This window comes from Cryobacterium sp. Y29 (genome assembly GCF_002929825.1).
In the GTDB taxonomy this organism is placed as follows: domain Bacteria; phylum Actinomycetota; class Actinomycetes; order Actinomycetales; family Microbacteriaceae; genus Cryobacterium.
Map to the genome: position 1 here is coordinate 392,067 of NZ_PJJN01000037.1, position 11,829 is coordinate 403,895.

Below are 11,829 nucleotides of genomic sequence, written 5' to 3' on the forward strand. Positions count from 1 at the left end.
TCCATCACGCCGCCCTCACGCTCACCTACCGTCGTCTCAGAGCGTTGAACGACGCCACACGTACAACACCTCACAAAAATCGAGGCATGCGACGACCAGTTGAATCCGCCGTGCCGATCCCGTAACTTCGGTTTAGCGGAGGCCAAGCCTTTTCCAGACCACAATCATGGAGACCATGCTGACGAGGGCGGCAAATATGACCCAAAAGCTGGGAGCCATGTCATTTCCTGTGCTGTTAATTAGCACGGTGGCGATCAGAGGCGTGAAGCCTCCAAAGATGGTTACACCGATGTTGTAACCTACCGCCATTCCCGTAGCTCGTGTTTCTGCCGGAAAAACCGCAGCCATAGCCGCACCCATTGGGCCGTAGTAGCAGGCTTTGAACAGGGCCATGAAAAACACTACAAGCAGCAGTACGCCGAGGGTAGGAAACGTGACCATAACTGCGAACATTGGATAGATAAGAACCAGAATGAGACCGGCGGCGGGAATCATAATTCTTAACTGTCCGACCTTATCGGAGAAGTGCCCAGCAAACGGTGTGACAAGAAGTAACACGAGGCCCCCCACCAGCGTCGCTATGAATCCGCTTGAATCGGGGAGTTTGAGCGTCTGTATCGCATAGGTGGGGATGTACGTGATCATATAGTTCAGGCATGTGGTGACCGCCAGCAAACCGATCGTCAACAGCACGAGCATCTTTTGTTTGCGCATGATGGTTCGTACTGGCGTGTTGGGGATGTTGCTTTTCAACCGTGCTTCCGCTTCCGGCGTTTCAGGTACGTGTCGTCGGATAAAGATTCCTGCCGGCCCGACGAGGAGACCGAATAGGAATGGGATACGGAATGCCCATGACTCAATCTGTTCGGGGCTCAACGTCGTGGTCAGCAACGTCCCGATTGATGCGGCCAATAAGGAGGCCATGGCTTGACTCGTAAACTGCCAACTGGCAGCAAACCCGCGGCGTCCGGGGAGGTGTTCGACCATCATGGCCGTCGCGCTGCCAAATTCGCCGCCGGCCGCAAACCCTTGAACAAGCCTGGCTACCAAAATGCCAATCGGGGCTAGGACCCCAATGGCAGCGTATGAGGGCATGATGCAAATGAGTAATGTGCCGACCACCATCAGGCCAAGTGAGAGCGTCAATGCCGGTTTTCGTCCAGCACGATCGGCGTACGATCCCAACACAAGCGCACCGAGTGGACGGATCAGGAAAGATACCGCAAAGGTGCCCAACGCGAGGATGAGTGACAGGGCAGGGTCCTGCGTAGGGAAAAATACCCGCGCGATGTAGACCGCAAAAAAGCTATATATCGCGATGTCGTACCATTCCAAGGCATTGCCGACACAAGCTGCGGCGATGATTCGAAAAGGACTCGCTGGCTTTCTGGCCGCGGTCAATTTGCCCGTAGTACTGCTCGTCATGACGTGCTCCTTCGCAAGATTTGCGCATTTCGGATAGCCACGGTTAGTCTGCGTCGACTAACCATTCCGGGGTCACCTCGCCCAGATCCCAAAAAAGGCCCGCCATGATTTGCAGTGCCTCTCTCATTAATGGAGATAGGAGATGTTCATTCGGTGCATGCTGGGCGCAACCGGGGTAGGAATGTGGAAGCCAGATAGTTGGGAGGCCAAGGACGTCTGCAAAGGCACCGTTCGGTAGTGATCCGCCCAGGTTGGGAAGTAAGGCAGGTTTCTTCCCTGTGGTTTTTTCCAACGAATCGAGCGCCCAACGCACCCACTTGTTCGCCGGATCGAGCCTCGTAGCGGCCATGCCGAATTCCACTTTCACGTTGACCATTGAAAAGCCATGTTGGTCGAGGTGGTCCCGCAGTATTGCCGCTGTTGCCTCCCAATCTGTTCCCACGACGAAGCGCAACTGGCAATGTGCACGAGCGTTGGCGGGGATAGCGTTGACTGCTCCGTCGGGGTTTCCCGCCGTCATTGCAAGAATTTCTAAAGCGTTCCAGCCGAAGAGGCGTTCGCTCGGCGACAAACCTGGTTCTCCCCAATTTTCATCTATGGAAGGGCTTCCAGGCGATGTATCCACAGAGATGTTGGCCAGCGCTGCACGGATTGAAGCGGGTATCGGAGGAGGCGCTAACCCCGGAACCAGCAGTTTCCCCTGCCCATCGATCAAACTTGATAAGGCGTTCACCAGCATGGTGGCGGGGTTGCTGAGGACTCCGCCCCAATTGCCGGAGTGATGGCTTTCCTCGCGCGCATTCACGGTAAGCGTAAAATTGACAGCACCCCTTGCTCCCAAGAAAATTGTGGGTTGTTCTGCTGAAAGCCGGGGTCCGTCAGAAGCGATTAAAAGATCTGCAGACAGCTCGTCCCGCAACTGATCACAAATTTCATTGAGGCCAGGGGATCCAAACTCCTCGCCCATGTCCAGCAAGAACACTGTGTTGAATCCTAAATGGCCCCCGCGCGCGCGTATTACCTGTTCGAGTGCTGCGAGATTTACGGTGTGCTGGCCTTTGTTATCCGCGGTGCCACGTCCGTACCAACGATCGCCCTCTACGACGATCTCCCATGGATTCAAACCTGAGCGCCAATCGTCGGCATGAGCGAGTTGAACATCGCCATGCCCGTAAGTAAGCACGGTTGGGTACGCCGAATCCTCATTTCGACGGGCGACCAAGAATGGGTGACGGCTGGAAACGGGATTGTCCACCACCCGGGCGGTAAAACCTAGCCGTTCGAGTTGCGGAATAATCTCCTCGGTAAGGTAGGCACCCATGATGGGTCCGCTTCGAGGATCTTGGCTTTCTGTTCGATAAGCGACCCTCCGCTCAAGCTCGGCTTTAAACTTCCCCGAGTCGAAGTGGTCAGATGCAAAATTGATCGCAGAACTGCGACTCATTAGGAAACCTCCGGAAAATGAAAAAAGTACGAAGTGAAGAGTCGGGGTAAGTGATTTATTCTTTGTTGTTCCATCCGATTGGCGGAGGGCCAACTGATTTGATTCCCTTGGGACGAATCCTCGTCATAGTGACATGTAACGTGCACTGCGTTCAAGAGCTGTAGCCCATCTGCTAGCAGCATTTTGTTTGCACTATCATTGCCGAGACGGCAACGCACCTATATGTTGGGCAGATGTCTCTCTACGATCCCGCGTTGCGCTACTTCCTTGCAGTTTTTGAAACCGGGTCCATTAACGCAGCTGCTCGGCAACTGTTTATAGCTGGGTCTGCCGTGAGCCGGCAGATTAGCCGGTTGGAGAAGGAAATCGGCGTTCCTCTGTTCGAACGATTGCCGTCCGGAGTAGTAGCGACCCAAGCGGCCAACTCGTTCGCTGGCTTCGCCCGGCGCGCGATTCAGGACGCGGGGCATGTCGTCGATGAGATCCATGAACGTCACGACGCGGATTCGCTGATATCCATCGCGGCGTCGAACGGCGTCGGCCATAACTTCATCCCTCGGATAACTGCCGAGTATCGGACAATACATACGGGCACTCGGTTTGTGCTCAACCTGACCGAACCGGCAACCGCAACTCAGATGGTTCGTGATGGTGTAGTCGACCTCGCCATGACTTTCAATCTCGCGATTGATCCCGGGATCAAGATCATCAACTCGCGTCCTGCACCACTTGTGGCTGTTGTGCGCAACGGACACCCATTGGTAGCTGTACCGATCGTTTCTGTGCAGGACCTGCACTCCTATCCGCTTGCTCTTTTAGCTCCCAACACGACAAACCGACATTTGTTTGACCTTGTCAGCGCTACTGGGTATCGCGCCGTTGAGCCTGTCTTCGTGTGCGACAACCCCGACGCTTTACTAAGCTTCCTCAGAGCAAGCAACGCCGTTACGCTACTCGGTCAGATTACGATTTCCCGGGATATCGCGAACGGCGACGTGGTAGCGATTCCACTTAAAGAAAAGGAGCTCCGCCAACGCAATCTGCAAATACAAACAAAAGCGGGAAGGGAACTTCCTGTGGCACTCGCAAATTTTGTCAGTTTCCTTAGTGCCGCCCTTGCAACCACTATGGTCTAGACAAGCGGAAATTTTCTTAAAAGAGGGCCAACACGTGCACGCCTGTGCCCACTACGGCCTTGGCCATTATTGTTTCCCCGCAGCATCAACTGTCGTCATCACGGCACCGTCCTCGCCAGACCTAAGTCCAGCGCGTTAGGCCGGACACACCGTTTAAGAAACAGTCCCGGCGCTGGCTCGTCGCCGCAACAACGTCCTCTGGACCATGCTCCGCGACGGCGGCGAATACCGAGAACCCACCGCGTTTATGGCCCTATTTTCAGTCGGCGTTAACAGAGGGATGTCGGTGGCAGCCGCGTGCCAATCTTTGGGAGTGAATCGCAGACAGGGATATCGGTGGATCACAGCCGCTGGCGGGCGAATACGTGTTCCGGCCGTTGCGTCTTCGGGGCGCGACTGGGGCCAAGAGGAACGTCTGCGGATCGCAGAATCGCGGTGCGTTCGAGGTGGTGGTTGGTGAAGTCGGACCCGTGGTCGACGAGCTGGATGTCGGGGATGCCACACATCGCCCACGCCGGATCGGTCTTGCGCCAGAGATTCCACCCCTCCGGATATCGCAGCCTCAGGAGCAAGACCCCTACCCGAGGGATGCCACCCCCAACACTAAAAGTAATGGTCAAAGGCTAAACCAACGCGGATAACTGCTACTGACCCACGCTCCTCGTACTCAATGACCTATCAGTGACCTGCCGCGGATATGTCGGACGGTGGGCCCTCTTAAAATGAGGGTTCACTGAGAGTAGAGATCAGCATGACCGCAGCACGTAGGCGTTTCACCCAGGAGTTCAAAGACGAGTTGTGCCGCGAGGTGATCAACACCTCCAAACCGATCAAGGACGTCGCCACCGCATACGGTGTCGGCCCCGAGACGCTCCGCAAATGGTTGGGCAAATACCGCGAGGCCAACGGCGGAACCGAAGCCGACCTGACCGTGTCGGAACGGGCCCGTCTGAAGGAACTTGAGCGGGAAGTTCACGAGCTGCGGGCGGAGACCGCGTTCTTGAAAAAAGCCAGCGCTTACTTCGCGCGGGAGCAGCGGTAGTGAGCAAGTACGAATACATCGACTCCCAAAAATCTGACCCCACCAACCGGGATTCGGTGGTGAAGATGTGCCTCTGGCTGGCCGTCTCCACGTCCGGTTTCTACCACTGGACAATCCGGCCACAGTCCGCGACCTCGGCCCGCCGAGAGGCACTGATCGCCCGGATTCAGCACTTCTTTGAAGAGTCCGACGGCACCTACGGATACCGCCGAATCCACGCCGACCTGGGCGCCGAGCAGACCGAGTGCTCGCCCGAGCTGGTGCGGCAACTCATGCGCCAGATCGGCCTCGTAGCCTGCCAACCGCGGCCCTTTCGCATCACGACCGAAGCCGATGCCGCGGCAGCCGCGAGCATGCCCGACCTCGTCAAACGCGACTTCACTGCCGAGCGCCCCGGAGTGAAGTTCGTCGGCGACATTACCTACATCCATACCTGGCAAGGCTTCATCTACCTGGCTACCGTCATCGACTGCTATTCGAAGAAGGTTGTCGGCTGGTCCATCGCCGACCACATGCGCACCGAACTCGTCGCCGACGCTCTCCGCAACGCGGCGGCGACGACGCTTGTGGAGCCTGACGCGATTTGGCACTCCGACCGCGGCAGCGTTTATACGTCGGCCGAGTTTCGGGCGCTGGTGACCGGCCTGGGGATGCGTTCCTCGATGGGCCGCACCGGCGTGTGTTGGGACAAACAGCATGGCCGAAAGTTTCTTCTCGATGCTCAAGAACGAACGCGTTTACCGCACCGCATACGCCACCAAATCACAAGCTCGCAGCGATGTCATTCGCTATATCGAAGGCTTTTACAACAGTCGACGCCGGCACTCCGCACTCGGTTATCGCCGGCCTAATGAAGTCCATTATGGTTATCAACAGCCAACATTGGCAGCGTAGAAGAATCCACTAATTCCGCTGTCCGAAATGCCCGCGGCAGGTCACAGTCGGTGGAGCTGATTGGGTGGAATGGCAGCCGCGGATCGGGTGGTGGGATCGCGGAAAGCAGTGCCGCGGTGTAGCCGTGGATGGGGTGGTCGAATACCTGATCGATGGGTCCCGTCTCGACAATGCGTCCGTGACGCATGACGGCAACGCGGTCGCTGACTTCGCGCACCACCCCGAGATCGTGGGAGATGAAGAGCACCGACACCGATGTGGTGTGGCGCACCTCCGCAAACAGCTCGAGGATTTGGGCCTGCACCGAAACATCGAGAGCCGAGACAGGTTCGTCAGCGACGATCAACTTGGGCCGCACAACGAGAGCCGTTGCAATACTGGCTCGATGTCATCCCAGCTATTGCAGGTTGACAACTATAGGAGCGTCAAATTCCGTCGCCCTGGCACACAGCCACGGTCTCCGATAACGGATGCCGCCTGCCGGAGCATCAAAGTGAAACCACGAAAGGAGTGCCTCGGAAAAAGTTCTTCCCAGACACTCCCTTCGAGCTAACGACTCGATCACCGAATCGGGTCCGGAACCAACTCCGGGTCTGATTCATCGAGATCTAAAGCGTGAGCGTCGTCTGCTGCCTTGTGGTGTTTACTCGATTCGTGCTGGGAGTAGTACCAGATGGGAATGTAGAGCGACAACACGATGAAGCCGACCCAGGTTGCACCCCAGCCGATTTCCAAGCTGTTCAGGTAGACCACACCCACCAGGCACAGGGGCAGGTTGAACAGGCCGAAGAGCATGGCAACATGTTTCCAGCCCTTGGGTGCCTTGAAGGGGCGTTCCAGGTTGGCAAAAGACGGGTGCTTCTTCGCCTTGACGTAGGCGAACAGACTGATTCCGTTGGCAAAGGTGTACCCGATGGCAGCAGCCGCCAGGATGGCCGCCATGGATCCGACGGAAATCAGCACCATGTTGAACGCCGCGGTGACGAGCAACGCAACAAACGGGGTTCCGTGGCGATTGGTCTTGCCGAAGAACTTAGGAAGGTTGCCTTCCGTCGCCATGGAGTGCATGGCGCGGGACGAACCCAGGTAAGCCGTCTGAATGATCAGGATCATGGCGACGATCAACATGATGATGGTGAGCAGGGAACCGGATTCACCGAAGATCGCCTGGGCGACGGGAATCAGTGGCGACACCGGCTCGGCAATGACACCGTCAACACCGAGCACACCGATCACGGCAGCCTGCACCAGCACATACGAGAGGAAGCAGATCAGGCCGACGGCCAGCAGAGCCTTCGGAACATCCTTGGACGGGTTCTTGTATTCCGGGCCGTAGATGGCGGCCGTCTCCCAGCCGCACGCGCTCCACTGCGCGATGGCAAAGATGCCGAGCAGGATCAGGATGTGGTTCATGTCCCAGGTCCAGTCAGCCGGCAACCAATTGCCGGTGATGTTGGCCAGATCCACGTGGCCGGTAGCGAATGGCGCCACGGTCAGAACGATCAGCGGGATCAGGGACAGGACCCCCAGGATGTACCCCAGAATGGCGCCGTCCTTGAGGCCGAACCAGTTCACCACGGACAATCCGGTGAAGATCACCAGGCCGGACAGCAACGAAAGCTGATACTCAGTGAAAGTCTCGCCCAGGATCGGAAACAGTCCGTGCAGGTAGCCGCCGATCAAAATGGCGAAGATCGCCAGCACCGGGTTCCAGGCGAACCAGTAGCTCCAGGCGCTGAAACCGCCGATCAGCTTTCCCTTGTCGTACTTGCCGGTGAAGTTCTCGGTGCGAAAGATATGCTGCGCAAAACCGGGAAGACCGGAGGCCTTGGGAAAGGTGGTGGCCATTTCGGCGTAGGCGGCGTTCTGCATGAAACCCTGGATGACCGAGAGCCCCCAGATAACGATTGCGGCAGCGGATGTCCACAGCGGCAGGTAACCCAGGGACGGCAGAATCAACAGGGGCACCCCCAGGGCGATGGCCATCCCCTGCTTCCAGTCGATCGATCTTTTGAGACGATCGACTTCATCCGTACGATGTTCACTCATGACAATCTCCCTTAAATATCTGTAGGTCCCTGTTTTTTAGCGACGTAGGTACTTCTGGAATATCTAAAAATGGCAGTGAAAATGCAGCGCTCTGGCCAGTGGTCAGCCGAGCGGTGGACGTGGTGAAGCGAACTCAGAGTTCGAAGTACCTGAACGAGTGGGACTCCAGACCCTTGGGGTTGGGGCCGTAAATGGTGAACATGCGGGCGTAGACCGGTGCCCAGTATCGACCGGTTCGTCCGGGATTGACGCGTGCTGAGTCACCGGGCTTCAGGATGACCGTCTTGCCATCGGTCTCGATGTGGAGTTCGCCCTCCATGAGAAAGTTCGTCTCGGTGTGCGGGTGAAAGTCTTCCCATCCGCAGGCGTCCAGCTCCCACTCCGAGAGGATGACGTCGTCCCAGGCGCCCACCGGGTCGGCATTGATGAACCGGCAACGCAGGCGGGGCCATTCGTCTTTCATCGGCTTCATGAGCTTCGTCGGCCAGTAGTCGATTACGTCCAGCATCGAAAGCGTCGGGGGCCGAGGGGTAGTTGGCGCCATTGTCTGTAACCCTTTTCGTCAGTGAAAATCTGCGTGGAGCATGCTGTAGGGCATCTGCGCAGCATGGCCGCATCGCGTCGCGGGCCACTTTGTTGTCAAGACATTGTCATGGACAGATGTTCAAGTCAATGGTCCAAGATGTAGAAGTAGCTCATTTCGAGTGTCCAAACGAATAGTCTTTCCCCACCGTCTCTCTCGAATTGAGGTCGGTAGAAGCTGGAGCGTGCCCGTGCGGATACCCGCAGAAGAACGAAAAATTCAGCTCATTGCAGCGACCGTGGAACTCATGCGACGTGAAGGTGTTCAATCGGTGACGATGCGCGCCATTGCCAGGGAGGCCAATGCTCCTCTGGCCGCCGCGCACTATTGCTTCAGCAATAAGGACGAGCTCATGGACGCGGCCGCCGAGGCCTGGTTGAAGAACTTGAATCGTTTTTCCAGCGATGTTCCGGTGCATTTGGGCCTTCGCAAGGCAGTGGAACAAATTGCAGAAGGCTACTGGCGCTCACTCGAAGAAGAACCAGCCAGCTTGGTCGCTGAGATCGAACTCATCATGTGGGCAACCCGCAATGCCGAGTCCAGCCCGCTGGCCGCGAAAATCTATCCTGCCTACGAAGTCGAGCTGGGAGACGTGCTGGAGTCGGTAACCGAAAGCAGCGATGATCAGTGCCTCATGAGCATCCCCGCCCTGGTCAGGTGTTTTCTCATGATCTACGACGGAGCGGTGCTGCAATACCTGACCGATCCCAAGTCCACCGATCATCGCAGCCTATTTTTCATGATGGTGGACGCTCTGTTGATCAAAGCCGGTCTCTAGCCCCTGGCGTTCTGCGGACCATGCGTTCATTTTTGTGCAATTTCAACTTGAACCATTGACTTGAACAGTTGTTCATGTGAAAGTTTGTGCAGCGAAGATTGGCGACGCTCACTTCACCGGTAGAGCTCGGAGCAGAGCTCTACCGGACCCCCAGAGATTAGGGAATGTCAGGTTGCCAGCTGTTCCTCCCGGCGCTTCCAGCCGGGGTTTCGGACTCGATCTCGAGCGCAGTGTCATAGTCCCAAAAAGATGGCCAAATCTGACCCATCTTCAGAACACTAGTCACAGGAGACACCATGGAAACAGTTTTGGGCACCCTCAGCAAGGCCGGCGCGATCTACAAGGTCGAAGGCGGTTACCTCGACCTGCCGACGATGAACGAACCCGGCACCGACGCCGCCATCGGCGACTCCCTCTCCAACCCCGAAGGATCGGTCATGAGTGCCGGCTTCTTCGAGCTCAAGGCCTCCGAACCCCTGGTCTACACCTACACCTACGACGAAATGAAGGTCGTCATTAAAGGCGAATTCATCCTCACCGACCAGACCACCGGCGAAGTGACCCGAGCCACCGAGCGCGACGTACTCTTCTTCCCCAAGGGCACCACCGTCAAGTTCGAAACCCCCGACTACGCCCTCGGCTTCTTCGCCGGCGACCGCACCTTCGCACCCTAAACCCACCATGCGGGGCGCATTCAGGCCGTCATCGACCAGGATGCGCCCCGCACTGGATCAGGTTTTTTGACCCCGTTGCGTCACAAAGACGCAGCCGGGCTTTCGGCGCATCCGCTTTTCTGGCCGGGCACTGCTGCCCGGCCAGACGCTGACCCATTTTCTGCACCGGGCACGGGTCGAACAAGCGACATGTATGTATACGTACGCACAGCACCCCCCGCTGCCGCCGTGCGACATCCCGATTGGTCGTTTGCGTCAGACGTAGCGTCACTCAGGCGTCGCACACCAGCGACCCAGCTATCCACCGGATTAGGAGAACAGCATGACACTTCGAGTTGGAATCATTGGTGCGGGCCCCAGCGGGATGGCGCAACTACGAGCATTTGAATCAGCCCGCCAGAAGGGCGCCGCGATTCCCGAGATCATGTGCTTTGAGAAGCAGGACGACTGGGGCGGGCAGTGGAACAGCAGCTGGCGGATCGGCCTGGATGGTCATGGCGAGCCGGTGCACTCAAGCATGTATCGCCACCTATGGTCGAACGGGCCCAAGGAATGCCTCGAATTCTCGGACTATTCCTTTGACGAGCACTTCGGCCGTGCCATTTCATCCTTCCCGTCCCGCGAGGTGCTGTTCGACTACATCAAGGGCCGCGTCGAAAAGTCCGACGTGCGCAAGTACGTGCGGTTCAACACCGTTGCCCGCCACACCAGCTACAACGAGGACACCCAGGAATTCACCCTGACGGTCGAGAACCTCAAGACCAACTTCACCGAGACCCACGTCTTCGACAAGCTCGTGGTCGCCACCGGCCACTTCTCCGTACCGACCGTTCCCGAGTTCAAGGGCATCAAGTCCTTCCCCGGCGAAGTGTTGCACGCCCACGACTTTCGCGGAGCCGAACGGTTCTACGGCAAGAACCTGCTCATGATCGGCAGCAGCTATTCCGCTGAGGATATCGGCATGCAGGCCCACAAGATGGGCGCCGCGTCCATCACGTTCAGCTACCGCACGACGCCGATGGGCTACGAGTGGCCGGAAAACTGTCTGGAGCGCCCACTCGTCACCCACTTCGATGGCCGTACCGCATACTTCAGCGACGGCACCCAGGGTGACTTCGACGCCGTCGTGCTGTGCACCGGATACCAGCACAAGTACCCGTACCTGCCCAGCGAGCTTTCGCTCAAGTCGGCCAACGTGCTGTACCCGGCCAACTTATATAAAGGAGTGGTGTGGCAACAGAACACCAACCTGTTCTATCTGGGCGCACAGGATCAGTATTACACCTTCAACATGTTTGACGCGCAGGCGTGGTACGCCCGCGACGTCATGACGGGAACGATCGCCCTGCCGCCCTTGGCGGAGCGTCGGGCGAATATCCAGCTCTGGATTGAGCGCCTGGCCGCGCTGCCGGATCACAATGCTGAGGCCGACTTTCAAACGGACTACCTGCGGGAGCTCATCGCCGCCACGGACTACCCGCCCTTCGACCTGGACGCTGTGTCCCAGCTGTTCAAGGACTGGATGCACCACAAGAAAACGGACATCCTGGGATACCGGGACATGCTGCACCGATCTGTCGTCACCGGTACCATGGCCACCAAGCACCACACTCGCTGGCTCAACGCTATGGATGACTCCATGGAGCGGTACTTGAACGGCCCGTCCCAGGAAGTGGACACCAGCGCGGCGGACGCTGTTGACGACATCCTGGCCGCGAGGTAACCTTCAGCACTCCCCCATACGAATACCAATACCAATACCACGAGCACGCTCTCCGCCGTGGCTGACTGTGCCGCCGATACC

Annotated in this window: 9 protein-coding genes and 2 pseudogenes; 5 read left to right on the top strand and 6 right to left on the bottom strand. The window is 57.6% G+C overall.

Annotated features, from left to right (window positions below; genetic code table 11):
- Positions 1–132 precede the first annotated feature (132 nt).
- Positions 133–1,425 (bottom strand): MFS transporter, encoded by a 1,293-nt coding sequence (locus CXY74_RS16815; protein ID WP_104201474.1) that lies wholly within the window; start codon positions 1,423–1,425, stop codon positions 133–135.
- Positions 1,426–1,468: 43 nt separating this feature from the next.
- Positions 1,469–2,869 (bottom strand): M20 family metallopeptidase, encoded by a 1,401-nt coding sequence (locus CXY74_RS16820; RefSeq protein WP_104201475.1) that lies wholly within the window; start codon positions 2,867–2,869, stop codon positions 1,469–1,471.
- A 233-nt stretch (positions 2,870–3,102) separates the two neighbouring features.
- Here CXY74_RS16820 and CXY74_RS16825 point away from each other — a divergent pair, with 233 nt between their 5' ends.
- Positions 3,103–4,005 carry a LysR family transcriptional regulator gene (locus CXY74_RS16825; protein WP_104201476.1) on the top strand — a complete coding sequence of 301 codons (903 nt, stop codon included), beginning with the start codon at positions 3,103–3,105 and terminating at the stop codon, positions 4,003–4,005.
- Between the two features lie 341 nt (positions 4,006–4,346).
- On the opposite strand, the gene CXY74_RS17390 is transcribed toward CXY74_RS16825, so the two are convergent.
- A complete protein-coding gene (locus CXY74_RS17390) occupies positions 4,347–4,625 on the bottom strand; it encodes a hypothetical protein (RefSeq protein WP_146070182.1) in 279 nt (92 codons plus the stop codon).
- A gap of 131 nt (positions 4,626–4,756) precedes the next feature.
- Here CXY74_RS17390 and CXY74_RS16835 point away from each other — a divergent pair.
- Positions 4,757–5,941 (top strand): annotated as a pseudogene (locus tag CXY74_RS16835) (IS3 family transposase).
- On the opposite strand, the pseudogene CXY74_RS16840 reads toward CXY74_RS16835, so the two are convergent.
- The 3 genes and pseudogenes from CXY74_RS16840 to CXY74_RS16850 all read right to left on the bottom strand — a co-directional run.
- Positions 5,895–6,326: pseudogene (locus CXY74_RS16840) on the bottom strand (hypothetical protein); the annotation flags it as partial. The pseudogenes CXY74_RS16835 and CXY74_RS16840 sit on opposite strands and share 47 nt — an antisense overlap.
- A gap of 176 nt (positions 6,327–6,502) precedes the next feature.
- Positions 6,503–7,990: an APC family permease gene (locus CXY74_RS16845; RefSeq protein ID WP_104201478.1), complete on the bottom strand. Its 1,488-nt coding sequence runs from the start codon at positions 7,988–7,990 to the stop codon at positions 6,503–6,505.
- 133 nt (positions 7,991–8,123) lie between these two features.
- Complete coding sequence (locus CXY74_RS16850) at positions 8,124–8,498, bottom strand: cupin domain-containing protein (RefSeq protein ID WP_233193545.1); 375 nt, start codon at positions 8,496–8,498, stop codon at positions 8,124–8,126.
- Between the two features lie 265 nt (positions 8,499–8,763).
- Between CXY74_RS16850 and CXY74_RS16855 the strand changes: the two genes are divergently transcribed.
- The 3 genes from CXY74_RS16855 (at position 8,764) to CXY74_RS16865 (ending at position 11,748) form a co-directional block, all read left to right on the top strand.
- Positions 8,764–9,351: a TetR/AcrR family transcriptional regulator gene (locus tag CXY74_RS16855; RefSeq protein ID WP_104201479.1), complete on the top strand. Its 588-nt coding sequence runs from the start codon at positions 8,764–8,766 to the stop codon at positions 9,349–9,351.
- A 296-nt stretch (positions 9,352–9,647) separates the two neighbouring features.
- Positions 9,648–10,025, top strand: a complete 378-nt coding sequence (locus CXY74_RS16860; protein WP_104201480.1) for a cupin domain-containing protein — start codon at positions 9,648–9,650, stop codon at positions 10,023–10,025.
- Positions 10,026–10,347: 322 nt separating this feature from the next.
- The gene (locus tag CXY74_RS16865; RefSeq protein WP_104201481.1) at positions 10,348–11,748 is read left to right on the top strand and encodes an NAD(P)-binding domain-containing protein; all 1,401 of its coding nucleotides are present in this window, start codon (positions 10,348–10,350) and stop codon (positions 11,746–11,748) included.
- Positions 11,749–11,829: the final 81 nt, after the last annotated feature.

What these genes read in the sequence shown, in the direction of transcription:
- CXY74_RS16815 (WP_104201474.1), bottom strand. Translation starts at nt 1,425, where the DNA reads ATGACGAGCAGTACTACGGGCAAATTGACCGCGGCCAGAAAGCCAGCG.
- CXY74_RS16820 (WP_104201475.1), bottom strand. Translation starts at nt 2,869, where the DNA reads ATGAGTCGCAGTTCTGCGATCAATTTTGCATCTGACCACTTCGACTCG.
- CXY74_RS16825 (WP_104201476.1), top strand. Translation starts at nt 3,103, where the DNA reads ATGTCTCTCTACGATCCCGCGTTGCGCTACTTCCTTGCAGTTTTTGAA.
- CXY74_RS16845 (WP_104201478.1), bottom strand. Translation starts at nt 7,990, where the DNA reads ATGAGTGAACATCGTACGGATGAAGTCGATCGTCTCAAAAGATCGATC.
- CXY74_RS16850 (WP_233193545.1), bottom strand. Translation starts at nt 8,498, where the DNA reads ATGCTGGACGTAATCGACTACTGGCCGACGAAGCTCATGAAGCCGATG.
- CXY74_RS16860 (WP_104201480.1), top strand. Translation starts at nt 9,648, where the DNA reads ATGGAAACAGTTTTGGGCACCCTCAGCAAGGCCGGCGCGATCTACAAG.
- CXY74_RS16865 (WP_104201481.1), top strand. Translation starts at nt 10,348, where the DNA reads ATGACACTTCGAGTTGGAATCATTGGTGCGGGCCCCAGCGGGATGGCG.